Origin of the sequence: Trinickia mobilis (assembly GCF_017315705.1) — a bacterium.
Classification (GTDB): Bacteria; Pseudomonadota; Gammaproteobacteria; order Burkholderiales; family Burkholderiaceae; genus Trinickia_A; species Trinickia_A mobilis.
Map to the genome: position 1 here is coordinate 255789 of NZ_JAFLRF010000003.1, position 24382 is coordinate 280170.

The following is a 24382-nucleotide window of genomic DNA, read 5'->3' on the forward strand; positions in this document are numbered from 1 at the left end:
GCACGTCGCCGGTGCTGGCGCGCGCCGCCGCCGGCTCGACGATCGTGGGCGTCTCGCGGTCCTCGGAGCGATTGTCACGCGACCATTAAAGTACAGTTGCTCGCATGGTCCAGCTCGTGTTCCGCGGGTGTGTCAGTCAATATAGCGCTAACGCCTCAACTCCTTACTACCGGTCGGCACAAGCTTGAACCGTCGTATCGCCGACATGAGCGCGCGAAGATCTGTTCGGCGGTGAATCGACTCTTACGCGTCGCCCGCCCAGGGTAAGGCGACGAACTTATCGGTTGGCATGGTTCTGTGAGGGGTCCGTCATCGCTTCGCCCAGTTTCTCCAATAGAAATTCGGCAAAGACCGCTACTGCGGGCGGCACCGGTGGGCGGCTCGTGTAGACGAGCTGCAGGCCGAGGCCGGTGCTCGTGCGCCGATAGGTCGGCAGCACGCGCACCAGTTTCCCCTGCGCGATGACTGGCTCGACGATTAACTGCGGCAGTAACGCAATACCCAGTCCAGCCATACAGGCCTGCGCCAGCACTCGCATGTCGTTGACCGCGAACCGGCTGTTGATCGACACCTCCTGACTTCCGCGCGGACCCTGTAGACGCCACGTGTTGCGACCCTGGCGATTGGAAATCGTCAGACAGTCGTGTGCGGCCAGTTCGCGCAGCGTGCGTGGTGCTGAACGCCGTTCCAGATAGGCCGGACTCGCCGCGAGGATCATTGCACTCGGCGCCAGCCGACGTACCTTAAAGCCGCTACCGGTCTCGATGCCCATGCGCAAGGCCAGATCGATGCGCTCGGAGATCAGATCGGTCGGCGTATCGTCGAGCAGGAAGTCGAGGCTGATGTGTGGATAGCGCATGTAGAACTCGACCAGCCATTCCATGCCGATGAGTTCGAACAGGCCTGCCATCGAGGCGACGCGAACCGAGCCGGAAGGTGCCTGCTCATCCGCATGGAGCCGCCCGATCTCGAAGATCTGGTCAAGCGCCGGCGCATAGCGCTCGAACAGCGTCTGACCTTCCGTGCTCGGCGCGAGTTTGCGTGTCGAGCGATGCAGCAGACGTGTGCCGAGCTGCCCTTCGAGTTGATCGATGCGCCGGCTCAGCGTATTCGCCGGCATGCGCAGACGGCGCGCCGCCTCGGAGAAGCTGCCGGCGCGGACCACCTGGACGAACATTGCCAGATCATTCAGATCGAGCATGGTATTTCTCCATAAATGGATTAATCAAATCCTATTTTACCGTCTAGTGCGAAACGCGTTAAATCCCCATACTGGCGGTGTCACGCAATAGGCGGCCGCTTCCAGACTGCAGGCAAGGCAGGTCAATTCGCGATCGAGCTCGCCGGCACGCGCCATCAGGGTGAACTGATCGCCAAGACGGCGAACAAGCTGTTCGGCTGAACGTCACTCGCCATTCGACACCGTCGGCGCGTGACCGAGCCAGCCAGACGGGAGACCGCCCGGCCGACACGATCGCGACCTTTCGCTAAATTGAGGAACTCATGGCTTCGAATTCTCCGTCGACCGCGCGGCCCGGCTATACGAGGACCGCGGTCGCGCTGCACTGGCTGATCGCGCTGCTGATCATCTGCGGCTTCGCGCTCGGCTGGGTGATGACCGACATCCCCGGCTTCACGCCGACGAAGCTCAAGTACTTCTCATGGCACAAGTGGATAGGCGTGACCGTGTTCGCGCTCGCGATCGTGCGTGTGATCTGGCGCGCAACCCATGTGCCGCCGTCGCTGCCGTCCGATATGCCGGCGCTGCAGCGGATCGGTGCGCACGCGGTGCACGTCGTGCTGTACGTGCTGATGTTCGTGATTCCCGTGACCGGCTACCTGTACAGCTCGGCGTCGAACATTCCGGTCGTGTACCTCGGCGTCGTGCCGCTGCCGCGCCTGATCGCGCCCGATCCGGTGCTGAAGGAAACCTTCAAGACGCTCCACGTGTTCTTGAATGACGTGTTGCTTGCTCTTGTCGTGATGCATGTGCTCGCGGTGGTCAAGCATCAGGTGTTGGACCGTGACGGCCTGCTGTCGCGGATGCTTCCCTTTACCAAATGAAGGATCCCATGAAAGTGACTTTCTTCCGCTCCTTGGTGGCGGCGTTCGCTGCGGTGTCGCTCGTCGCATCGGGTGCGGCGCTGGCCGACGTCGATCTGTCGAAGAGCAAGGTGTCCGCGATCTCGAAGCAGATGAACGTGCCTACGGAGGGCGTGTTCAAGAAGTTCGCAGCACAGATCAAGTTCGACCCGGCGAATGCCGCGCAAGGCAGCGCGCAGCTGTCGATCGACATCGCGAGCTTCGACCTCGGCGACAAGATGTACAACGACCAGGTCGCCGGCAAGGACTGGTTCGATGCGAAGACCTATCCGCAGGCGACCTTTGTGTCGTCGGCGATCGCGCCCGCGGGCGGCACCAAGTACAACGTGACCGGCAAGCTGACGATCAAGGGCAAGGCCGAGACCGTCACGGTGCCGGTCACGATTACGCAGAGCGGCGCGACGCAGACGTTCGACGGCGTGCTGCCGATCAAGCGCTCGGTGTTCAACGTCGGCACAGGCGAGTGGAAGGACACGTCGGTCGTCGCCGACGACGTGCAGATCAAGTTTCACATCGTTGCCACGAAGTAAGCGCGGCAGCGTTGCATCACCCGATACCGCGCACGGGCGCGGCAACTTGACGTTTCAAGGAGATTGATTTGAAGAAGCATCTGACGATCGCGGCCGGTGCACTCGCCGCCTCGCTGTCGTTTTCGGCATTCGCCGACATGTCGACGTACCGGCTTGATCCGGACCACACGTACCCGAGCTTCGAGGCCGACCACATCGGCGGTCTGTCGGTCTGGCGCGGCAAGTTCGACAAGTCGCAGGGCACGGTGACGCTCGATCGCGCGGCAAAGACCGGCACCGTCGAAGTGACGACCGACATTGCGTCGGTCCACACGGGTAGCACGAAGCTCGACCAGGACCTGCAGTCGGATCAGTTCTTCGACGCGTCGAAGTTCCCGGAAGCGACCTACAAGGGCACGATCAAGTTCAAGGGCGACCAACCGGCCTCTGTCGTCGGCAATCTGACGATCCACGGCGTGACCAAGCCGCTGACGCTGAATATCGACTCGTTCAAGTGCATGCCGCATCCGATGCTCAAGCGCGAAGTGTGCGGCGTCGACGCGGTGGGCGAATTCGATCGCAGCGACTTCGGCGTCGACTTCGGCAAGGCGTACGGCTTCAGTATGAAGACCAAGCTGCTCATCTCGGCCGAAGCACTCAAGCAGTAATTCCGTTCGGAGATAAATCTCATGAAACTGCTACACGTAGATTCCAGCATCCTCGGGCAAGGCTCCGTCAGCCGTGCTCTGTCAGCGGATGTAGTCGCGACCTTCCGGGGCCGCCATCCCGATCTCACGGTCACTCGTCTCGACCTTGCCGCCACACCGATCGGCCATCTGACGGCAGCACACCTCGCCGCCGCGCAAGGCGCTCCGGTCGACGATGCCTTGAAGTCCGACGTTGCCATGGGCCAGGTCGCGCTCGAGGCGTTCCTGGCAGCCGACATCGTGGTCATCGGCGCGCCGATGTACAACTTTGGCGTGCCCTCTCAACTGAAGGCCTGGATCGACCGCATCTCCGTCGCCGGGAAGACGTTCCGCTACGGGGAGCACGGCCCGGTCGGACTGTGCGACGGCAAGAAGCTGGTCATCGCCTCGTCGCGCGGCGGCGTTTACAGCGAAGGCTCGCCAACCGCCCTCTTCGATCATCAGGAAACCTATCTGAAGGCGGCCTTCGGCTTTCTGAGCATCACGGATATCACATTCATTCGCGCGGAAGGTGTGGCGATGGGTCCGGAGGCACGCAGCGGGGCCATCGCCTCGGCGAAGAAAGAGACCGCCGCGCTCGCTGCGTGAGGTAGCACCGCCCCAACAAAACACTCACTGGAGAGCAAACCATGTCGAACGCCCGGAAGCTCATCGCCGTCGTCGGCGCAACCGGTCAGCAAGGCGGCGCCGTTGTGCGCGCGCTGCAGGCGAGCGGTCAATTCAAAGTGCGCGCGTTGACGCGCAATCCGGCCAAGCATCCGAATCTGGGTGACGAAGTCGTTCTGGCGGATTTCAATCGTCCGGAAACGCTTAAAGCCGCGTTTGCCGGAGCACACGGCGTTTTCCTGGTGACCAATTCTTGGGAGGCAGGTGCGGACGAACCCAAGCAGGCACTCGCCGCAGTCAACGCGGCGAAAGACGCCGGTGTACGGCACTTCATCTGGTCGACGCTTCCCAATGTGGAGACGATCAGCGGCGGCACGATCAATGTCCCGCATTTCACGGCCAAGGCGAAAGTCGAACCCATCGTGAGCGAAGCCGGATTTGCGTACCACACGTTCGTGATCGCGCCGTTCTATTACCAAAACCTGATCGGTCTAATGGCTCCGCAGAAGCAACCGGATGGCGCCGTGGGTTGGGCGCTGCCGCTTGATCCGGAGCGGCGTGTCATCCATATGGGCGACATCGCTGAACTCGGTCGCCTCGTGGTCGGCGCGTTCGCGCAGCCGGAACTCGCGGGGCGCGGCGAACATTTGGCGCTGGTCGGCGATTTCCTGAGCTTCAACGAGATCATCGCCACCCTGAATCAACAAGGAAACACGCTCTCGTTCAAGCAAGTCCCGCGTGAGGTTTTTTCCGGCTGGTTTCCGCACGCCGACGGAATCGCGGCGATGCTCGCTTACTTCGAAGCGCACACGTATCTCGGCCCGGATTCGCTCGACGCGATCGCGCTCGCCAACAAAGTCGCCGGCCAGCAGCCGACGAAGTTTGCCGCATGGGCCAAAGCGAACTTCGCGATCCCGGCAGCCGCCTGAAAACACACCTCTCCGAACGAGAAGGCTCCATGAGCTACGCAAGAGGCGATTGGCCAACAGGGTTTCGGCTGGCATCCGCATTCGGGCATCGCCACGTTGACCTTGGCGATGGAAGGGCAAAGTCGCTTTATGGAATCCATCGGCCACGAAGGAACGATGGTGGCGAGCTGCGCGCCAAGGGCGTGGTGCGTTGATCCGCCCTCGGGCGTGGTCAACACGTCGTTCATGATGGGCGGCGCGCTGGGCCTGGCCACCCTGGCGAGCCTGGCGGCCGCGCGCACCGACGGCCTGGCCGCTGCGGGTGCCGATGCCGTTACTGCACTCAACGGCGTGGATAGGGTGCTGATATTCGAGTCCGGTCCCGGCGCCAAGCGCCTCGACGGCGCCTCCATGACGCCGGAAAACCCGCAACAGCCGAGCGCTTTGCGGGTTTCGTTGGGATTTCCCTCGGGATTTCCCTTTAGTCAGCCCCGGCGCGGCATCATCAGGAACACGTCGTAATCGTGTGCCGGGAGCGTCATATCCCAGGCTTTCTTGCGGACCTCGACAGCAATCGGCTTCGTGTTGCTGAACGCCGCCGCCGCCTTCAGGCATGCCGTATCGCCGCTCGGGCAGACGAGCGCCGCGCCCTGCCGGGCGACATCGGCCGCGCTCAGCCACGGTGTCGCATCGGGATCGGCGATGTCCCAATAGCGGGTGTTGCCGTCGCTATAGAAAGCGACCGACTCGGCCTCGTGGGTCGCTCCCGCGACGATCGGCAGGTCGGTCCCGGTGCGCTCGCGCCAGAGCGTGTGAACGGTCGCGGCCAATTCCGCGCGCGGCTCGGCCGCGTCATCGGTGTTGCGCTTGGCGCCGGCGTACCCGACGACAGCGGTGGCGGCGAGCACGAGAACCCAGTAGACGCCGAGCACTCGCGTTGCGCGTCCCGGTTGCAGACCGATCTTCGCGCGATCCAGGGCGGCAAGCCAAAGCGGCACGAGCGCAAACCATTCGGCCATGCCCCACACGGACGCCATCTGCGTGCGGCTCGCAACGGCGATGATGCCGACGACGATAAGCGGCCCGATGGCAAGCCACCAGAGGTCCCGATGCAAGGAGGGCCGGAAGTGGCTTAGTGCGATCAGCTTGGCGGCGCGCAGACGTTGCCGCCCGACGAGCAGCAGGACGAATGCAAAGGAGAGCAGCAGATAGCCCGCTTGCGCAAGCGTATAGATGCTAAAACGCAGCGCCGCGGCCGGCAGCGTCCCTCCGGTTCGCCGCTCTGCGTATCCGAAGGTCGGGAAGTGGTTCACGACGAGCCAGTGGAAGTGCGCAGACAACACCAGAAGGCCTGCGGCCGCGACCAGCAGCGTATTGACGTTGACGAGCCTCGCACGCCATTGCGGCCGCGCAAGCGAGGCGCCTGCGAGGGCCACGATGAGCACGATGGAAAAATACTTGCCGAGGATCGCGAGTCCGGCGCAGGCGCCCAGAGCCAGGGCCGGCCAGCGCTTGCCGGTCTGCATGCAGCGGACGAAGAAGTACGCGGTCCACGGCCACACCGACAGCAGCACGGCATTGGCGTTGAATTTGATCGCCAGATTCGAATAGAGGGGGGAAACGGCCATCGCAAGCCCGGCCGCCACCGCCAGCGGACGCGGCAGGAACCGCCCGGCCAACGCGACGATGCCGAGGAGCCCCGCCAGCGCATTGACCGCCGACAGCGCGAAATAGGCGAAGTCCGTATGCGGAAAGACGTGGAACCACGCCGCGGTGATCCACGCGAAGAGCGGCGGGTGCTTCGAGTAGCCGGCCTGCCATTCGGCTCCCCACGCGTAGTTTTCGATCATGTCGCCCTGGACGTCGAGGTTGCCGCGCGAGAGCCACGCGGCCAGCGTCCAGACGAGCGCGTGAATCGGCAGAAGGGCAATGAGCGGCGAAGCGGCGGAGACGGCGTCGGCTTGGGTTGGCAACAGGCCGGAGCCGGGATGGAGTGTGGCGGTGGGTTCTGCCATTGAGAAGTGGGAAGAGCCGTTGTTGGATTCAGGTGAGGAGGTCCGGGCTTGCCGGCCGTCGTGCCGTCGCGCTTGGGAATGTCGAGTTCGTGTTGGCGCGGCCGGTCAGCGCCAGCACGCCGAGCGTCGGGAAGGATCGAGCGGGCGGCAAGACGTACTGCACGCCTGTGCCTGCCGCGCCGACGAGAACGCAGGCGAGAAACTGCAAGACCCGGCCGCGCATCAGGTACTGCTCTGTCCGTGGATCTTGCGCACGATGTAGACCGGCCGGCGCTTGCTCTCGATATAGATGCGGCCCAGGTATTCGCCGATCACGCCGATGCCGATGAGCTGGATGCCGCCGAGAAAAAGCACGGCGGTGATGATCGACGCGTAACCGGGGACGTCCACGCCCCGCACGATGGTCCGCAGAAACAGATATCCCGCGTAGGCAATGGCGAACGCGGCGGTCCCGCAGCCGACGTACGTCCACACGCGCAGCGGCAGCGTGCCGAAGCTCGTGAGCCCTTCGAGCGCGAAATTCCAGAGCTTCCACGCGGAGAATTTGGTCTTGCCGGCGCAGCGGGCGCAGCGCACGTACTCGATCTGCGCGGTCTTGAAGCCGATCCACGCGAACAGGCCCTTCATGAACCGGCGGTTTTCCGGCAACTGCCTGAGCGCATCGACGGCTTGCCGCGACATCAGGCGGAAATCCCCGGCGTTTTCCGGGATCCGGATCTCGGAGATGACGTTGTGCACGCGGTAGAAGAGTCCTGCCGACACGCGCTTCAGAAACGCGTCCGTATTGCGTTCGGCGCGTATTGCCAGGACCACGTCGAACCCTTCGCGCCACTTGGCCACCAAGCGCGGGATTGCTTCAGGCGGGTCCTGAAGATCGGCGTCGAACGGGATCACGGCGTCGCCCGACGCCGCGTCGAGTCCCGCGGTCATGGCGGATTCCTTTCCGAAGTTGCGGGAAAGGTCGACGACCTTGATGCGCGGATTGTCGGCCCGGGCGGACAGCAGAAGGCCTAGCGTCGGATCGGTGCTGCCGTCGTTGACGCAGACGATCTCGTAGTCGGCATCGACGATGCCTTGCAGCACCGGCGGGACTGCGCGAAAGAAGGCATCCACCACGGCCGCTTCGTTATAGAAGGGTACGACGAGCGAAATCAGGTCTTTTGTACCCGAATCGTGCGAGGTGGTGGGAGTCCCCGCGGGGGGCAAAAGCGCCATCCCCTCTCCCGCTACGTGCTTCATTTTTCAGGCCTTATTTCTAAATTTTGCGAATGTTACCAAATTGGAAACAATTATTTCGAAAAATTTTCTTGACGTTTTCTTGACATTGCGTTTTGCACGCACGCGCGAGTGATCGCTGTTAGCGATGGCTTACCGTGAACGCGGGGCGTTCGCGGCATTGTCCGCGATTGAAGAATAGTGAATTCATAATCTAGGTATTTACCCTAGATCGAAGCACTCTTAGACTGGCCTTCAACCGCTGCAGACGAGACGAACCCACGAGTTTGCGGCTTCGGAAGTCAAAACTATGGAGGTATCGATCATGAAATCGCTCGTCAAGGCTGTCGCCCTCGCTGTCGTTCTCGCTGCTCCCGTTGCGTCGTTCGCCCAATCGAACCAGCCTGTGACCCGCGCGCAAGTGCGTGCCGATCTGGTCCAGTTGGAGAAGGCCGGCTATCACGCAGGCAGCGACAAAACCGCCTATCCGACCCATATCCAAGCGGCCGAAGCCCGCGTCGCTGCAGCAAACGGCGCAGCGCAAGCGAATACGAGCGGCTTTGGCTCGGAAGCGAACGCCACGTCGCAATCGGGCCAGCGCACCGACGAGGTGGTCAGCAGCTATTCGGCTCCGATCTATGTGCATCGGTAATCGGCAGTCCGGCGGGTTTCGAGCTGGCATCGGCGCCCGCGCGGGCGCCCGACATCGAATGAATGCGAAGCAGGCCGAATTGTTTTAGGGCCTGCTTCGCAACCTGCGTGGAATCTCCGTCGCTTGCCCTGGCGACTTCGCCCAGTCTGATTTCGGACTGGGCTTTTTTGTTTTGAGGCCCTTTCCCTTTGTCGGCGCGGTCGGCGGCGCGCATCGACACGTCGATCGCGCCGCCACGGAATGCGTGTGAAAGCGATTTGTCATTCTGACGCTGCCAACAACAATGTTTTCTCCAATTAGGTATTAACCCTTAAGGATCGCGCGACTAGACTGTCTTCATCGGCTCCGAACACACCTGTTTGCGGGCCCCGACAAGACAATCTTTGGAGGTAGTTCATCATGAAATCGCTGATCAAAGCCGTTGCCATCGCCGCCATCCTTGCTGCTCCGGTTGTGTCGTTTGCCCAGTCGAATCAGCCTCTGACGCGCGCGCAAGTGCGCCAGGAACTCATCGAGCTCGAACAAGCCGGCTACAACCCGGCCCGGGCGGACGACTACAACTATCCGGCCGACATCCAGGCCGCCGAAGCCCGCGTCGCGGCGCAAAAGGCCGGTGGGGCGCAGGCGACCGGCTACGGCCCGGCCGTGAGCGCGTCGTCGCAATCGGGAAGCCACGCGGCGGCGGCCGGCACGAAGCCGATCTTCTTCGGTCAGTAAGCAGTTGAGGCCGGGATGCTCTCCCGGCCGTTGAAGCTTCCGGTACGCACATCGCTTAGCTGCGCTCCGGAAGCGAGAAATACGAAGCCGGCCCGCAGTCGATTCAAGCGCTTCAAGAAGGCTGGCTCGCGAAATTTGCAGTTACCTCCGCCGCCGGCAATCCGGTGGCTTCGCCCGGTCGGTCTGTCCGGGCGCTTTTTCCCGTTCCGAACTCCGAATCGAATGCGGCTGTACTGGACCGTCTCCAGCGCGCTGTATCGGGTAGGGCGCTCGTTCCGCTTTTAAGATGCGGTTTTTCCAACTGGCTGAGCAGGCGTACGGCGAAGAGACGCACGGCTACAACGAAGGCCTGCTCGTCGCGAGCGGCGCCGGCAAACCTTTTCACAAAGCCGCATTCGCTGCTACAGTCATCCTCCCTTCACTCTGAAGAAACGAGGCCCGAATGAACGACCCTCACGCTCACTATCGTTCGCTGCTCCCTCCCTCAAGGGGACGGGAGGCATCATGAAATTAGTTGGCATGCTGGATTCCCCGTTCGTGCGTCGCGTCGCTATCTCGATGGCGGTGCTCGGCATTCCGTTCGAACATCGCAGTCTGTCAGTGTTTCGCACGTTCGACGAGTTCGCGAGTCTGAATCCGATCGTCAAGGCGCCGACGCTCATCGAAGACGACGGGACCATGCTGATCGAATCGACGCTGATTCTCGATCATCTCGACCATAAGGTTCCGCCCGACGCGCGCCTCATGCCCCAGCGCGGCGCCGACCGCATGCGCGCGCTGCAATGGGTCGGCTATGCGCTCGCGGCCGCGGAGAAGACGGTGCAGATCGCGTACGAGTGCGAGCTTCGACCGCTGGAGAAGCAGCATGAGCCGTGGCTCGTGCGGGTGCGAGGGCAACTGGCCGCCGCCTACGACCTGCTCGAGAAGCAGATCGGCAGCGCGGACGGCTGGTTCGCCGGCAACCGGATCATGCAGCCCGACATCACCGTAGCGGTTGTGTGGCGCTTCACGCAGTACATCCTGCCCGGCGCGATCGATTCCGCGCGCTATCCGGCACTGGCCGCGTTTTCGGCGCGTGCCGAGGCGCTGCCGGAATTCATCAACGCGCCGCTCGAATAGCAGGGCGTCCGTTCATTGAAGTTCAACGCGCACCGGTCCGCACGAACCGGTGCGCGATCCGCCTCCGGGCCCGCCGCCGCGCGCTTTCGCGCGCCCGTCCAGGCGGCCGCAGCAATTGTTCGCTTGCCCCGACAAGTGACTTCCACTTTCGCGCATTTATCCGCGTGGCCCTCGTCCCTAGAATTGAGCCTATCGAAATACGGCAGGCGTCGCGGCCCGAAAAACCGCACAGCGCGAAGGGGCGGAAATGAGGGACCTGATCGAAAAGCAGTTGTACAACCCGTCGGTGGTGCTGCCGATGGTCGCGCTGATGGAAATGCTCGTCTCGACGGATTTCAGCCTTGGCCGCGTGAGCCTCATGGTCGCGACGAAAGGCGCGCAGGCCGCACTGACTCGTTCGCGCGAATTCATCTGCGCGCATCATCACGGCGCGCTGTATTGAATCGAAGTGCGCGTAAGATGGCGGGACCTTGATTTCGCAGCTCATTTCGCAACTGAGCGCGACGAACGCGATGAGCGTCTCCCGCATCGGCCTGATTTCCGACACCCACAACCTCGTGCGTCCCGAAGCGCTTCAATGGCTCGCGGGATGCGACGCCATCATTCACGCGGGCGATATCTGCGCGCCCCACGTGCTCGACGCGCTCGCGCAAATCGCGCCCGTGACCGCGGTGCGCGGCAATAACGATTTCGGCGAATGGGCCATGCAATTGCCGGTGTCGACGACACTCGAAGTCCAGCGCGTGAAGATCCACGTCGTGCACGACATCGCGGGCTTGCATGCCGATGCGCTGGCGAGCGGCGTCCGCGTGGTCGTCACCGGGCATTCGCACCAGCCCCGCGTCGAAGCGCGCGGCGGCGTGCTGTTCGTCAATCCCGGCAGTGCGGGCCCGCGCCGCTTCAAGCTGCCGATCTCGGCGGGGATGCTGACGGTAGACGGCGAGCGCGCCGAAGCGTCGCTGCATACGCTCGTCGCGTAAACGACAAAAGGCGCTGCGCATCGTGCGCAGCGCCCGTCTCGCTTCCGGCTGTGTCGTTACGCGCTGACCGTTGCCACCGGCGCGTAGACGCCGTCGTCCATCTCCTCGGCTTCACGCGCCTGGCGCACGAGCGCATGCGCTTCGGCGCGCGTCGCCACCGCGGGCGGCGAGCCTTTGAGCGGCTGCTTCGCTGTCTCCGCGAGCGCGACCACCGACACGATGCCGATCACCGCCGCGCCCATCAGGTAGTACGCGGGCATCATCAGGTTGCCGGTCGTTTCGACGAGCCAGGCGGTGACGAGCGGCGTCGTGCCGCCGAACAGCGACACCGACACGTTGAAGCCGATCGCGAGCGCGCCGTAGCGGATCGTGGTCGGGAAGAGGGCGGGCAGCGCCGACGGCATCACGCCCGTGAAGCACGACAGCAGCGCGCCGAGGATCATGAGGCCGCAGAACACGGGCAGCGTGTCACCGGTCTGGATCAGGAGCAGCGCGGGAATCGACAGCACCAGCAAACCGACGCAGCCCGCGAGCATCACCGGCTTGCGTCCGATGGCATCCGACAGGCGTCCCGCCGCGAGCGTCAGCGGCATCATCAGCACCATGACGATCAGCACGAGGAAGAGGCCGTGGGTTTCGTCGAAGTGCAGCGTCGCCGACAGGTAGCTCGGCAGGTACGACAGCGCCATATAGTCGGTGACGTTGAAGATCAGCACGAGGCCGACGCACAGCAGGAGCGGCTTCCATTGCGTGAGGAGCATCTTGCCGAACGACTGCTTCGGCGCGGCCTTGTCGAGCGCCTCGCGTGCTTCGGCTTCGCGCTTGAACGCGGGCGTTTCCTCGAGCTTCATGCGGATGTAGAGACCCACGATGCCAAGCGGCCCGGCGATCATGAACGGCACGCGCCAGCCCCAGGAGAGCATCGCGTCTTCGCTGAGCGTGGCCGTCAGAAGCGCGACCGTGCCCGCGCCCAGGATGTAGCCCGCCAGCGTGCCGAACTCGAGGAAGCTGCCCATGAAGCCGCGGCGCTTGTCCGTCGAGTATTCGGCGATGAAGGTCGCGGCGCCGCCGTACTCCCCGCCGGTCGAGAAGCCCTGCACGAGACGTGCGAGCAACAGCAGCGCGGGCGCGAAGATGCCGATCGTGCCGTAGCTCGGGATCAGGCCGATCGCGAACGTGCCGGCGGCCATCATGATCATCGTCATCGCGAGCACGCGCTGGCGGCCGATGCGGTCGCCGAGCGGCCCGAACACCATGCCGCCGATCGGCCGCACGAGAAACGCGGCGGCGAACGTGCCGAAGGTCGCGATCAATTGCGCGGACGGGCTGCTCGACGGGAAGAACACTTTGCCGAGCGTCACGGCGATGTAGCTGTACACGCCGAAGTCGAACCATTCCATGGCGTTGCCGAGCGCCATCGCGCCGACTGCGCGCTTGAGAAGGCTTTTATCGACGACGGTGACGTCGTCTGCCTCGAGGAGGGCTTGTTGTCGTTGGTTTGGCGCGGGGCCGTTAAGGGAAGCGGTCAAGGTCGAAAACTCCTGTGACTGAGCCGAATCGGGATGCGATTCGCCACGGTTGCCGTAAAAGTGCACGCTCGCGAGTTCGAGCCGGCCACGGACAAATCGAAGAAAAAGAAACGCCCGTGCCTCGCGCCGAACACGCGAAAGTGCACTCGAGAGAGATGCTGCTGGTGCGGCGCCTGCCCGCTTGGGAGAGCAGATCGAACCGGCGGCTGACGGGGCGAATTCCCCGGGGCCGGCACACGCCGTGTCAAGGCTTGGAACGAAAAAGGCCGGATGAGCGATGCGCTTCAGCGCGCTGCAACCGACAAGCCTTTCTGTGTCAAAAGTTATTCAATTGCGCTTCGCCGCAAATGAGGCGTGTACGAAATTGAACGCGAATGAAGGTGAATTGCTGTTGGAACGACGCAGATAGTATCACGATGTAAGCGTTCGCTGCAAATCGGGGCTCGGCGGCGGGCCGGGTGAAGCGCTCGATCGGTTGCTGGACGGGGAATTGAGGCGGGAGGAGGGGCGGCGATCGGGAACGTGCGGAAAGGCGTTGGCGGTCCTGTCGGAAGCCGGCTTGTCACGGACAAAAAAACCGGCTCGCGAGCCGGTTTTTTTGAGCCGTACCGCTTGAGAAGGTCAGCTTTGCGCGGGCGGCACGTAGCCCGAAGCCTGGTCGGCGCCTTCGCCGAAGAAGAACTTCTCGGTCTGCTTCATCAGGTACTGTCGCGCGCGCGGATCGGCCATGTTCAAGCGGTTCTCGTTGATGAGCATCGTCTGATGCTTGAGCCACGCTTGCCACGCTTCCTTCGAAACGCTTTCATAGAGGCGCTTGCCGAGCTCGCCCGGCAGCGGCGGGAAATCGAGGCCTTCGGCTTCCTTGCCGAGCTTCGCGCATTGAACCATACGGGTCATCTTGTGCTTCTCCTGTAGTCGATGGGGGGACAGCGTAGCGTGACTTGGACGCCGTCGCTCAGAGCTGCTTCATCAGCACGAGCGATTTGCGCTGCCAGTTATAGAGGCGGCGGCGGTCTTCGGGCAGGTCGTCGACCGTGGCCTTCACGAAGCCGCGCTTCAGGAACCAGTGTTCGGTGCGCGTCGTCAGCACGAAGATGCGCGTCAAGCCGCGTGCCCGGGCGCGCTGCTCGACGCGCTTCAGGATCCGTTCGCCGTCGCCCGAGCCTTGCGCTTCGGGCGCGACCGTCAAGCACGCCATCTCGCCGATGCGTTCCTGCGGATACGGATAGAGCGCCGCGCAGCCGAACAGCACGCCGTCGTGCTCGATGACCGAGAAGTGATCGATGTCGCGCTCGATCTGGTGCCGCCCGCGCCGCACGAGCGTGCCGTCCGATTCGAGCGGCTCGATCAGCTGGAGAATGCCGCCGACGTCGTCCGGCGTCGCTTCGCGCAGGCTTTCGAGGTTTTCGTACGAGATCATCGTGCCGACGCCGTCGTGCAGGAACAGTTCTAGCAAGAGGCTGCCGTCGAGCGCGTAAGGAACGATGTGCGCCCGCGCGACGCCGCCGCGGCACGCGCGTACCGAATGCTTCAGATAGAAGCCCGCGTCGCCCTTGACTTCGCCGCTTTCATGCAGCCTGTACGCCTCGTCGAGCGACATTTCGGCAATCAGCTCGCCGTTCTCGTACGTCAGGCCCTGGGTCTCCGTGAGAAAGACGATCTTGTCGGCGCGCAGCGCGATCGCCGCAGCGGACGCCACGTCTTCCATCGAGAGATTGAACGCCTCGCCCGTCGGCGAGAAGCCGAGCGGCGAGAGCAGCACGAGCTTGCCGCTCGCGAGCGAGTGGCGGATCGATTCCGCGTCGACCTTGCGCACAACGCCGGTGTGCTGAAAATCGACGCCGTCGAGAATGCCCACCGGGCGCGCCGTCACGAAGTTGCCCGACACGACGCTGATGTGCGCGTGCGCCATCGGCGTGTTCGGCAAGCCCTGGCTGATCGCGGCTTCGATATCGAGGCGGACCTCGCCTGCGGCTTCCTTCGCGGATTCGAGCGCGCGCGCATCGGTGATGCGCATGCCGTGCGAGAACTCCGACTGCACGCCGTGCAGGTTCATCTGCTCTTCGACCTGCGGGCGCGAGCCGTGCACGAGCACGATCTGGATGCCCATCGCCTGCAAAAGCGCGATGTCGGACACGAGTGCGTTGAGCAAGCCCTCGTGTACGACTTCGCCGCCGAAGCCGACCACGAAAGTCTTGTTCCGGAACTTGTGAATGTAGGGAGCGACCGAACGCATCCAGTCGACGAATTGCGCGTGTTCGGAGACCGTTTCCGATGCCGGCGGGGGGCTCGGAACGGGCTCGGGCGCAGAGATGAGGTCGGTTTGAGAATTCATGCCGGGATTATAATGCGCCCCCATGTCGAATGTACCCAAAAAGCCTGCCGCGGCGCGCGAGCGCGGGCAGCAAGGCGCACGCCCGGTGCGCCGCGTCGAGCCGAATCCCGTTCCGCCGATCGAATTTCCCGAAGCGCTGCCGGTGTCCGGCCGGCGCGACGAGATCGCGCGCGCGATCTCCGGGCACCAAGTCGTGATCGTCTCCGGCGAGACCGGCTCGGGCAAGACCACCCAGTTGCCGAAGATCTGCCTTGCGCTCGGACGAGGGCTCGGCGCGGGCGGCACGGGCCTCATCGGCCACACGCAGCCGCGCCGGATCGCGGCGTCGGCGACCGGCCGCCGCATCGCCGAGGAACTCGGCACACCGTTTGGCGAAGTGGTCGGCTACAAGGTGCGCTTCACCGACAACCTCGCGCCAGGCGCGTCCGTCAAACTGATGACCGACGGCATTTTGCTCGCGGAAACGCAGACTGATCCGCTGTTGCGCGCGTATGACACGCTCATCATCGACGAAGCGCACGAGCGCAGTCTGAACATCGATTTCCTGCTCGGCTATCTGAAGGAGATCTTGCCGAAGCGGCCCGATCTGAAGCTGATCGTGACTTCGGCGACGATCGACGCCGATCGCTTCGCGCGCCATTTCGGCAGTGAAGCGCACCCCGCGCCCGTGATCGAAGTGAGCGGGCGGCTCTATCCGGTCGAGGTGCGCTACCGGCCGATCGACGAGGCCAGCCCCGCGGTGAAGGCGGCCGTCGGCACGTCCGGCCGCGACCGCCCGAAAAGCGCGCGGGAGGCAGACCGCGACCTGATGGACGCGATCGTCGATGCCGTCGACGAGCTGGGCCGCGAGGGCTCGGGCGACGTGCTCGTGTTCCTGCCGGGCGAGCGCGAAATCCGCGACGCCGCCGAGGCGCTGCGCAAGCACCATCCGCCGCACACCGAGATCCTGCCGCTCTTCGCGCGCTTGTCCGCGGCGGAGCAGGAGCGCGTGTTCAAGCCGTCGAACGCGCGGCGCATCGTGCTCGCGACCAACGTCGCCGAAACCTCGCTGACGGTGCCGGGCATCCGCTATGTCGTCGATACGGGGCTCGCGCGCGTGAAGCGCTATTCGTATCGGAACAAGGTCGAGCAGTTGCAGGTCGAGCCGATCTCGCAGGCGGCGGCGAATCAGCGGGCGGGGCGCTGCGGCCGCGTCGCCGACGGCGTCTGCATCCGTCTGTACGAAGACACCGATTTCCAGACGCGCACGCGCTTCACCGATCCGGAGATTCTGCGTTCGTCGCTCGCGTCGGTGATTCTGCGGATGAAGTCGCTCCATCTGACAGAGATCGAAACGTTTCCGTTCATCGAGCCGCCGCCGGGCCGCGCGATCGCCGACGGCTACCAGCTCTTGAACGAGCTTGGCGCCGTCGACGACGACAACGCGCTCACGCCGCTTGGCCGCGAGCTCGCGCGCCTGCCGCTCGATCCGCGCGTCGGCCGGATGATTCTCGGCGCGCGCGATCAAGGCTCGCTTGCCGAAGTGCTGATCATCGCGAGCGCGCTGTCGGTGCAGGACCCGCGCGACCGTCCGATCGAAGCGCAGGAGCAGGCCGACCAGGCGCACAAGCGCTTCGCCGACGACCGCTCCGAATTCCTGCAGTGGCTCAAGATCTGGAATTGGTTCGAGGAAGCCGTCGCGCACAAAAAGTCGAACCGGCAGCTCGCCGACGCGTGCCGCGCGAATTTCCTCTCGCATCTGCGCCTGCGCGAATGGCGCGACGTGCATTCGCAATTGCTGACCGTCGTGCGCGAGCACGGCTGGCGACTCTCCGAGACCGAAGCCACGTTCGAGCAGATCCACCTCGCTTTGCTGACCGGCCTGCTCGGCAACCTCGGCCTCAAAGCCGACGACGAGCCGCACTATCTCGGCGCGCGCGGCATCAAGTTCTTCCTGTGGCCGGGTTCGTCGCTCGTCAAGAAGGCGGGGCGCTGGGTGATGGCGTCCGAGCTCGTCGAAACGAGCCGCCTGTACGCGCGCTGTCTCGCGAAAATCGAGCCCGAGTGGATCGAGAAAGTCGGCGCGCATTTGCTCAAGAAGTCGCTTTCCGAGCCGCACTGGGAAAAGCGTGCGGCGCAAGTGTCGGCGTATGAACGCGCGGTGCTGTACGGCCTGCCTGTCTATCACCGGCGGCGCGTCGCGTTCGGCAAGGCGGACCCGCGGCGCGCGCGCGAGCTGTTCATCCGCGGCGCGCTGGTCGATGGCGAGTTCGATACGAAGCTCGCGTTCTTCGCGCACAACCGCAAGCTCCTCGCCGATATCGAGCAGCTCGAGCACAAGTCGCGCCGCCAGGACGTGCTGGTCGACGACGCGCTGATCTTCGCGTTCTACGACCAGGCCCTGCCGCTAGGCATCTGCACGGGCGCGGCGTTCGAGCGCTGGTATCGCGACGAAGTCCGAAAGAGCGGCCAGCCGGAAGACAAGCTGCGGCTCCTCTACTTGTCGCGCGACGACTTGATGCGCCACGAAGCGGCCGGCGTCACGACCGATCTGTTTCCGAAGCGCATGACGATGGCGGGGGTCGAAATGGGGCTCACGTACCACTTCGAACCGGGCTCGCCGCGCGACGGCGTGACGCTCGCGGTGCCGCTCTTCTCGCTGAACCAGGTCGACGCGCGCCGGGCCGAATGGCTCGTGCCGGGCATGGTCAAGGAAAAGACGCAATTGCTGCTGAAGTCGCTGCCGCAGAAACTGCGCCGTCATTGCGTGCCGCTGCCCGAGTACGCGGCCGGTTTCGTCGAGCGCACGGGAGGCGAGCGCTTCGGCGCGGGCGGTCTTGTCGACGCGCTGATCGCCGACGTCCGCGATACGACGCAGGTCGCGATGAAGCAGTCCGACTTCAAGCTGGAGACTCTCCCGGCGCACTTGTTCATGAACTTCAAGGTCATCGACGAGCACGGCCGGCAGCTCGCGATGGGGCGCAATCTTGCGCAGTTGCGCGCGGAATTGGGCGGCGAGGCCCAGCGGCATTTCCAGAAGCTTGCGGCGGGCGCGACGTTGGGCGGCGGCGCGGCGCCGGGGGCTGGCCGGGGAGAAGGGGCGCGCGGCGCGGTTCGAGGCGGCCAGGACGAAGCCGCCGGAAAGCCTGCGCCAACCACAGCGTCGGCAGGCGGCGCGCGCGTCGCGCAAGGCAGCGCGCCGGGGACGGCGCCGGCCACCGCGCTCTACGACAATCTGTCCACGTGGAATTTCGGCAAGCTCCCGGAGCTGCTGGAAATCCGCCGCGGCGGACAGACGCTCTTCGGCTACCCCGCGCTCGTCGACCGCGCGACGCACTGCGACGTCGAGGTGTTCGACTCGCCGGAGGAGGCGGCGCGGATTCATCGCGCGGGCCTGCGGCGCCTCTTCGCGCTGCAGTTGCGCGAGCCGATCAAGTACCTGGAGAAGAACCTGCCGGGGCTGCGCGAGATGGCGATGCAGTTCATGCCGCTCGGCACGCAGGAGGAACTGCGCGATCAGCTGATCGACACGGCGCTCGATCGCGCCTGCCTGCAAGAGCCGCTGCCCGACGACGACGCGAGCTTCCACGCGCGCCGCGACGAAGGCAAGAGCCGCTTGAACCTGCTCGCGCAGGAGATCGCGCGGCTCGTCGGGCAGATCCTCGCCGACTATGCGGCGGCGGCCAAAAAGCTCGTGCAGGCGAAGCCGTTCGCGGCGGCTCACGCGGATCTGCAGAACCAGTTGAACGCGCTGATCGGCAAGCGCTTCGTGCTCGACACGCCCTACGTGCAGCTCGCGCATTTTCCGCGCTACCTGAAGGGCATCGCGCTGCGCGTCGACAAGCTCAAAGCCGACCCGGCGCGCGACACGCGTCAGGCCGCCGAACTGATGCCGCTCGTGCAGCACTATCAGCGCGCTTTGTCGCAGCGCGGCGGCGTGCCGGATCCGCGCCTCGCGGAGTTCCGCTGGCTCCTCGAAGAACTGCGGATATCGCTTTTCGCGCAGGAGCTGCGCACGCCGATGCCGGTGTCGGTCAAGCGGCTTCACAAGGTCTGGGAATCGATGCAGCGGTAAGCGTTCCCAAACCGCATCCGGCCGCCGTCCATTTCCGCCAAAACCGCGTCAAACCGGCGTTTCCGGACCGATTTTCTATTGAGGCAAGTCAACCGGACGCCCGCGTAAACGTTCTAGAATGGCGGCTGCAATTTTTTCGTAGGTTGATATGCGCAAATTTTTCCTCGCGGGCTCGAGCGGCATCTCCGGGGCATTCGCGGCGGGTGTGGCACTCGCGGCGGCAGCGGGCGTGTTTTCCACCGCCGCGCATGCGAACAACGTCATCGTGCTCAACTCCGGCGAAGCCACGCTGTCGCTGATCGATCAGGCGACCCACAAAGTGGTTGCCACCGTGCCGACCGGCAAGGAACCGCATCACCTGATGGCGACGCCCGACAACGCGTCGCTGATCGTCGCCAACTCCGTTTCGAACAACCTGATGTTCGTCGACCCGAAAACGGGCCAGACGCAGCGCTGGATCGAAAACATCGAAGATCCCTACCAGCTCGGTTTCTCGCCGGACCACAAATGGTTCGTGACGACGGGCCTGCGCCTCGACCGCCTCGACATCTACCGCTACGACGGCCACGATCCCGTCCTGGTGAAGCGCCTGCCGCTCGAAGTGATGCCCAGCCACATGGCGTTCTCGAACGACAGCAAGACGGTGTTCGTCACGCTGCAGGTATCGGGCGAGCTGGCCGCCGTCGATCTGCCGACGCAAACCGTCAAATGGAAGATGAAGGTCGGCAAGGTGCCGGCGGGCTTGTGGATGACGCCGGGCGACAAATACCTGCTCGTCGGCATGACGGGCGCCGATTACGTCGCCGTGGTGGATTGGCGCAATCAGAAGGTCGTCAAGACGATCCAGACCGGCAAGGGCGCGCACAACTTCCGCTCGCTCGACGACGGCCGGCACGTGGCGGTCAGCAACCGCGTCGCGAGCACGATCAGCATCATCGACGAAGAGACGCTCACCAACGCCGGCGACATCACCGGCCTCTTGCCCGGCCCCGACGACATGGAACTGACCTCGGACAAGAAGTACCTGTGGGTGACGTTCCGCTTCGCGAAGAAGGTCGGCATCATCGATCTCGCGTCGCGCAAGCTGATCGAGACCATTCCGGTCGGGCGCTCGCCGCACGGGATCTATTTCTTCGATCGCGCGCCGGTGACGGCGGCGAATGGCGCGTAAAGCCGCATAAAGCCGCATAAAGCCGCATAAAGCCGCATAAAGCCGCATAAAGCCGCATAAAGCCGCATTAGCCAACCGGACTCCAGCTCAGGCACCGCTCATGTTCCATCTGATCGTCTCGTCCCTCGACAGCTTCGTCTCGGCGGTGCAGACGCTGCTCTACGTCGACGTCGTTCAGCCGCTGCTCTTCAAGTTCGACTTGATGGACTACGACGAGGACACGTACGACCGGCTCTATTGGGTGATCGTCGGCGTGCTCACCATCGTCGCGATGTATGCCGTGCTGCGGCCGCTCGAAGCGCTGATGCCCGTCGAAAAGTGGCAAAACCGCAAGGCGGTGCGCGTAGACGTGCTGTACACGTTCATCGCGAAGCTCGGCGTCTTCAATCTGTTTTTCTTCTTCGCGTTTCAGCCGATCTTCGACAACTTCCAGGCGTGGCTGCGCTTCAAGAACATCTCGAACATCGACCTTGACAACCTGTGGCCCGGCGTCACGTCGCAGCCGATCGTCGCGTTTGCGATCTATATCGCCGTGCTCGACTTCGCCGGCTACTGGTATCACCGCTGGCAGCATCGCTTCGGCGTCTGGTGGGAGCTGCATGCGGTGCATCACAGCCAGCGGCAGATGTCGCTCTGGTGCGACGACCGCAATCATTTGCTCGACGACGTGATCCAGGCGTGCTTCTTCGCCGCCATCGCGCTCGCGATTGGCGTGCCGCCGGCGCAGTTCGTCGTGCTCACGGCGGTCACGAACTTCGCGCAGAGCATTCAGCATGTGAACGCGAAGCTGAATTACGGGTGGCTGCTCGAGCGCCTGATCGTGAGCCCGGCGTTCCATCGCCGGCATCACGCCGTCGGCTACGGACACGAAGGCACCAAGTACGGGTGCAACTTCGGCGTGCTGTTCCCGTGGTGGGACGTGCTGTTCAAGACCGCGTCGTGGAATCGCGCAGTCGAGCCTACGGGCATTCGCCAGCAATACGAGGGCGAGTCATACGGCGAAGGTTTCTGGTCGCAGCACTGGCTCGCGTTCGTGCGCATCGCGCGGCGCCTGTCGCCGAAGCGGCGCGCTTCCGGCGGCGGGGGCGCAGCTGCGGTCTGAAGCGGCCCTTTTGCGCGCTTGGGCGCGGCGGGTCGGCACGGGCCTCGCGCCTCGCGCGTGTTCTTGGCGAGCTTTCACGTTCGTTCGCCTTGCCCCTCTTCATCTGGATGAACCACGCTTAGCGGCGACGCCGAGAGTGGTTTATTCTGTCCGCGCAACACAGATCCTTCCTAAATCTCTACATTCGTTCTGGCTCGCATGAATGATTTGCTGCGCTCGTTCGGCCGGGCGCTCGCGAGTGCGCTGCACCCGCGCATGCTCTTCTTGACCTTCGTGCCATTTGCCGTGGCCTCGGTCGTCTGGGGCGTGTTCCTCTGGTTTTCGTGGCAGACGCTCGTCAACCGGACCCACGCGTGGCTCGACGGCTGGACGCTGACGAACACGCTCTACAAGATTTTCGATTGGGTCGGCTTCTCGGCGCTGCACACGGTGATCGCGCCGTTTCTCGTGATTGCGGCGGCGATTCCGCTGATCGTCGTGAGCGTGCTGTTGTTGATCGCGATGCTGTCGATGCCGGCGGTGATCCGCTATCTGTCGGCTCGGCAGTTCGCGGGCCTCGAGCTGCGCCGCGGCGGGACCTGGTTCGGCAGCCTCGCGCACGCGCTCGTGACGACGCTGGTCTGTCTCGTGCTGCTTGTCATCACGCTGCCGCTGTGGCTGATTCCGCCGTTCTTCGCGCTGATCCCGCCGTTCTTGTGGGGCTGGCTCACCTACCGCGTGATGACCTACGACGCGCTCGCGCTGCACGCGAGCCGCGACGAGCGGCGCGAACTCGTGCGCCGGCACCGCCTGCCGCTCTTGGTGATCGGCATCGCGAGCGGCCTGCTCAGCTCGCTGCCGACGCTGTTGTGGGCGTCGTCGGTATGGCTCATTGTGCTGTTCCCGGTCGTCACCGCGGCGACGATCTGGATCTATTCGTTCATTCTGGTGTTTTCGGCGTTATGGTTCGGCTATTACTGCTTGCGCGCGCTGCAGCGCTTGCGCGCCGAGCAGGCCGACGTTCACGGCGAGCGCCTGGCTTGAGAGCCGGGGCGCTCTATTTTTCGCGAGGCGGCTATGGCATTTGGCGTCATCATCATCGGCGATGAAATCCTGTCGGGCCGGCGCACCGACAAGCATCTGCAGAAAGTCATCGAGCTTCTGACGGCGCGGGGCCTGTCGCTCGCGTGGGCCGAATACGTCGGCGATGAGCGCGAGCGCATCACGGCGACGCTGCGCCGTTCTTTCGCTTCAGGCGATATCGTGTTCTCGACCGGAGGCATCGGCGCCACGCCCGATGACCACACGCGCCAATGCGCGGCGGCCGCGCTCGAGGTGCCGCTCGAGCTGCATCCCGAAGCCGCCGAGCTGATCCGCGAACGGATTCGCGACACGCACCCGGCGGGATCGCCGCACCCGGTCGACCTGAATTCGCCGGATAACCTGCATCGCCTGAACATGGGGGTCTTTCCGCGCGGCGCGTCGATCATTCCGAACGGCTACAACAAGATTCCCGGCTTTTCGGTCGGGGACCATCACTTCGTGCCGGGCTTCCCGGTGATGGCGTGGCCGATGATCGAGTGGGTGCTGGACACGAAGTACGCGCATCTGCATCACCAGACGCCGCACGCGGAGCGTTCGCTATTCGTGTTCGAGCTGCCGGAATCGAGGCTCACGCCGCTGATGGAAAAGATCGAAGCCGATTTTCCGGGCGTACGGGTGTTCAGCTTGCCGAGCGTCGGCGATGCGGAGAAGGGTGGAATGTTTGCGCGCCGCCATATCGACCTCGGCGTGAAAGGCGAGCCAGAGGCCGTGGCGGCGGCGTTCGTGAAGCTGCGCGAGGGCGTGCATCTGCTCGGCGGCGATATCGTCGAGGCGGAGCCGCGGCCAGCCAGCCCGGCTTGAGCTTGCGTCGCGCACTTGCTCTTGCTGTTCAGCACTCAGACCCAGATCGGGCCGGGCTTGCCATCCCCCGGCCCCATTCCGCTATTGAAGCTGAATGGGGCTTCGTAGCGGATGCCGTCGAGCGAGAAATCAATGCGGCGCTTCGGTGGATAGATGGGGAGCACTGCCTTGTGCAGTTTCGCATCGCGTATTCCGTATGCGGCCGACAGCCAAGCGGGGAGAAGTGATTGGCCGGACATGTTAGCAATCCGCTTATTTCCAAACGGGCTATGACCGGCTGGCCGGCGTCACGGCTCAAGCGCCGATCCACGGCAGCCCGCGATAGCACCATCCTTCGACGGTTTTCCGATGCCCCTGGCCATCCTTGCCGCCTTCGAAGCCTTCGAGCAGGTCGTACGCCTGCGTGAAGCCGGCTTGGCTCGCGGCGACCGCAGCGAGCTTGGAGCGCGCGGCGCTGCGGCACAGAAACAGCACGGGCGTGTCGGGCGAGGCGACCTGGCGCAGCTGATCGAGGAATTCGGGGTTCGGCACGCCGCCGGGGTAGCGGGTCCATTCGATGTGCGCGTATTGTCCGTCGCCGATCACGGGCCGGCCGACCCAGTCGAGCTCGGCACGGGTGCGCACGTCGACGAGGCGCACGCGCGGGTCGAGTTGCAGCAGCTCGAATGCCTCGGCCGGCGACACGGCACCCGCATACATCAATTGATTGTCGGCACGGCGCTTGTCGGCCTGGGCATAAAGTTGTTCGAGCGTACTCATGACGGTCTGTCTCCTGT

Annotated in this window: 24 protein-coding genes and 2 pseudogenes; 17 read left to right on the plus strand and 9 right to left on the minus strand. The window is 64.2% G+C overall.

What is annotated here, in order from left to right; translation table 11 throughout:
* Nucleotides 1–277: 277 nt before the first annotated feature.
* Nucleotides 278–1201 carry a LysR family transcriptional regulator gene (locus J3489_RS06110; RefSeq protein ID WP_206996816.1) on the minus strand — a complete coding sequence of 308 codons (924 nt, stop codon included), beginning with the start codon at nucleotides 1199–1201 and terminating at the stop codon, nucleotides 278–280.
* A 302-nt stretch (nucleotides 1202–1503) separates the two neighbouring features.
* Here J3489_RS06110 and J3489_RS06115 point away from each other — a divergent pair, with 302 nt between their 5' ends.
* The 7 genes and pseudogenes from J3489_RS06115 to J3489_RS37440 form a co-directional block, all read left to right on the plus strand.
* Nucleotides 1504–2064, plus strand: a complete 561-nt coding sequence (locus tag J3489_RS06115; RefSeq protein WP_206996817.1) for a cytochrome b — start codon at nucleotides 1504–1506, stop codon at nucleotides 2062–2064.
* Between the two features lie 8 nt (nucleotides 2065–2072).
* Nucleotides 2073–2633, plus strand: a complete 561-nt coding sequence (locus J3489_RS06120; RefSeq protein WP_206996818.1) for a YceI family protein — start codon at nucleotides 2073–2075, stop codon at nucleotides 2631–2633.
* 68 nt (nucleotides 2634–2701) lie between these two features.
* Nucleotides 2702–3280 carry a YceI family protein gene (locus J3489_RS06125; protein ID WP_206996819.1) on the plus strand — a complete coding sequence of 193 codons (579 nt, stop codon included), beginning with the start codon at nucleotides 2702–2704 and terminating at the stop codon, nucleotides 3278–3280.
* 21 nt (nucleotides 3281–3301) lie between these two features.
* Nucleotides 3302–3907, plus strand: coding sequence for an FMN-dependent NADH-azoreductase (locus J3489_RS06130; protein ID WP_206996820.1), 606 nt, complete (start codon nucleotides 3302–3304; stop codon nucleotides 3905–3907).
* A 41-nt stretch (nucleotides 3908–3948) separates the two neighbouring features.
* Complete coding sequence (locus J3489_RS06135) at nucleotides 3949–4854, plus strand: NmrA/HSCARG family protein (protein ID WP_206996821.1); 906 nt, start codon at nucleotides 3949–3951, stop codon at nucleotides 4852–4854.
* 48 nt (nucleotides 4855–4902) lie between these two features.
* Nucleotides 4903–5004: pseudogene (locus J3489_RS38540) on the plus strand (pirin family protein); the annotation flags it as partial.
* A 51-nt stretch (nucleotides 5005–5055) separates the two neighbouring features.
* Nucleotides 5056–5355: pseudogene (locus J3489_RS37440) on the plus strand (hypothetical protein); the annotation flags it as partial.
* On the opposite strand, the gene J3489_RS06145 reads toward J3489_RS37440, so the two are convergent.
* The 3 genes from J3489_RS06145 to J3489_RS06155 are packed head-to-tail and all read right to left on the minus strand — an operon-like array spanning nucleotide 5319 to nucleotide 8063.
* Nucleotides 5319–6848 carry a glycosyltransferase family 39 protein gene (locus J3489_RS06145; RefSeq protein ID WP_206996822.1) on the minus strand — a complete coding sequence of 510 codons (1530 nt, stop codon included), beginning with the start codon at nucleotides 6846–6848 and terminating at the stop codon, nucleotides 5319–5321. The pseudogene J3489_RS37440 and the gene J3489_RS06145 overlap by 37 nt on opposite strands.
* 28 nt (nucleotides 6849–6876) lie before the next feature.
* The gene (locus tag J3489_RS06150; RefSeq protein ID WP_206996823.1) at nucleotides 6877–7071 is read right to left on the minus strand and encodes a hypothetical protein; all 195 of its coding nucleotides are present in this window, start codon (nucleotides 7069–7071) and stop codon (nucleotides 6877–6879) included.
* The gene (locus J3489_RS06155; RefSeq protein WP_206996824.1) at nucleotides 7071–8063 is read right to left on the minus strand and encodes a glycosyltransferase family 2 protein; all 993 of its coding nucleotides are present in this window, start codon (nucleotides 8061–8063) and stop codon (nucleotides 7071–7073) included. The genes J3489_RS06150 and J3489_RS06155 overlap by 1 nt, the downstream gene beginning before the upstream one ends.
* Nucleotides 8064–8388: 325 nt before the next feature.
* On the opposite strand from J3489_RS06155, the gene J3489_RS06160 reads away from it, so the two are divergent.
* The 5 genes from J3489_RS06160 to J3489_RS06180 all read left to right on the plus strand — a co-directional run bounded on the left by J3489_RS06160 (nucleotide 8389) and on the right by J3489_RS06180 (nucleotide 11531).
* Nucleotides 8389–8715, plus strand: coding sequence for a DUF4148 domain-containing protein (locus tag J3489_RS06160; protein ID WP_206996825.1), 327 nt, complete (start codon nucleotides 8389–8391; stop codon nucleotides 8713–8715).
* Between the two features lie 399 nt (nucleotides 8716–9114).
* The gene (locus tag J3489_RS06165) at nucleotides 9115–9432 is read left to right on the plus strand and encodes a DUF4148 domain-containing protein (RefSeq protein WP_206996826.1); all 318 of its coding nucleotides are present in this window, start codon (nucleotides 9115–9117) and stop codon (nucleotides 9430–9432) included.
* A 504-nt stretch (nucleotides 9433–9936) separates the two neighbouring features.
* Entirely contained in the window at nucleotides 9937–10551 is a 615-nt protein-coding gene (locus tag J3489_RS06170; protein ID WP_206996827.1) for a glutathione S-transferase family protein, read from the plus strand.
* A 247-nt stretch (nucleotides 10552–10798) separates the two neighbouring features.
* Nucleotides 10799–10993: a hypothetical protein gene (locus tag J3489_RS06175; RefSeq protein WP_206996828.1), complete on the plus strand. Its 195-nt coding sequence runs from the start codon at nucleotides 10799–10801 to the stop codon at nucleotides 10991–10993.
* 70 nt (nucleotides 10994–11063) lie between these two features.
* Complete coding sequence (locus tag J3489_RS06180; RefSeq protein WP_206996951.1) at nucleotides 11064–11531, plus strand: metallophosphoesterase family protein; 468 nt, start codon at nucleotides 11064–11066, stop codon at nucleotides 11529–11531.
* Nucleotides 11532–11587: 56 nt separating this feature from the next.
* Here J3489_RS06180 and proP read toward each other — a convergent pair whose 3' ends face one another.
* The 3 genes from proP to argA all read right to left on the minus strand — a co-directional run bounded on the left by proP (nucleotide 11588) and on the right by argA (nucleotide 15395).
* On the minus strand, nucleotides 11588–13060 hold the full coding sequence (proP, locus tag J3489_RS06185) for a glycine betaine/L-proline transporter ProP (protein ID WP_206996829.1): 1473 nt from the start codon (nucleotides 13058–13060) through the stop codon (nucleotides 11588–11590).
* A gap of 621 nt (nucleotides 13061–13681) precedes the next feature.
* On the minus strand, nucleotides 13682–13957 hold the full coding sequence (locus tag J3489_RS06190; RefSeq protein WP_206996830.1) for an oxidative damage protection protein: 276 nt from the start codon (nucleotides 13955–13957) through the stop codon (nucleotides 13682–13684).
* Between the two features lie 58 nt (nucleotides 13958–14015).
* Nucleotides 14016–15395 carry an amino-acid N-acetyltransferase gene (gene argA, locus J3489_RS06195; protein ID WP_206996831.1) on the minus strand — a complete coding sequence of 460 codons (1380 nt, stop codon included), beginning with the start codon at nucleotides 15393–15395 and terminating at the stop codon, nucleotides 14016–14018.
* Between the two features lie 22 nt (nucleotides 15396–15417).
* Between argA and hrpA the strand changes: the two genes are divergently transcribed.
* The 5 genes from hrpA to J3489_RS06220 all read left to right on the plus strand — a co-directional run bounded on the left by hrpA (nucleotide 15418) and on the right by J3489_RS06220 (nucleotide 23606).
* Nucleotides 15418–19449: an ATP-dependent RNA helicase HrpA gene (gene hrpA / locus J3489_RS06200; RefSeq protein WP_206996832.1), complete on the plus strand. Its 4032-nt coding sequence runs from the start codon at nucleotides 15418–15420 to the stop codon at nucleotides 19447–19449.
* A gap of 148 nt (nucleotides 19450–19597) precedes the next feature.
* Nucleotides 19598–20620, plus strand: coding sequence for a YVTN family beta-propeller repeat protein (locus tag J3489_RS06205; RefSeq protein ID WP_206996833.1), 1023 nt, complete (start codon nucleotides 19598–19600; stop codon nucleotides 20618–20620).
* A 100-nt stretch (nucleotides 20621–20720) separates the two neighbouring features.
* Nucleotides 20721–21722, plus strand: coding sequence for a sterol desaturase family protein (locus J3489_RS06210; protein WP_206996834.1), 1002 nt, complete (start codon nucleotides 20721–20723; stop codon nucleotides 21720–21722).
* A gap of 198 nt (nucleotides 21723–21920) precedes the next feature.
* A complete protein-coding gene (locus J3489_RS06215; protein WP_206996835.1) occupies nucleotides 21921–22745 on the plus strand; it encodes an EI24 domain-containing protein in 825 nt (274 codons plus the stop codon).
* 33 nt (nucleotides 22746–22778) lie between these two features.
* Nucleotides 22779–23606 (plus strand): competence/damage-inducible protein A, encoded by an 828-nt coding sequence (locus J3489_RS06220; protein WP_206996836.1) that lies wholly within the window; start codon nucleotides 22779–22781, stop codon nucleotides 23604–23606.
* Between the two features lie 35 nt (nucleotides 23607–23641).
* Here the strand turns inward: J3489_RS06220 and J3489_RS06225 are convergent, their stop codons facing one another.
* Together J3489_RS06225 and J3489_RS06230 are read right to left on the minus strand one after the other, a co-directional pair.
* Nucleotides 23642–23845 (minus strand): hypothetical protein, encoded by a 204-nt coding sequence (locus tag J3489_RS06225; RefSeq protein WP_206996837.1) that lies wholly within the window; start codon nucleotides 23843–23845, stop codon nucleotides 23642–23644.
* A gap of 55 nt (nucleotides 23846–23900) precedes the next feature.
* Nucleotides 23901–24365, minus strand: a complete 465-nt coding sequence (locus J3489_RS06230) for a rhodanese-like domain-containing protein (protein ID WP_206996838.1) — start codon at nucleotides 24363–24365, stop codon at nucleotides 23901–23903.
* Nucleotides 24366–24382: the final 17 nt, after the last annotated feature.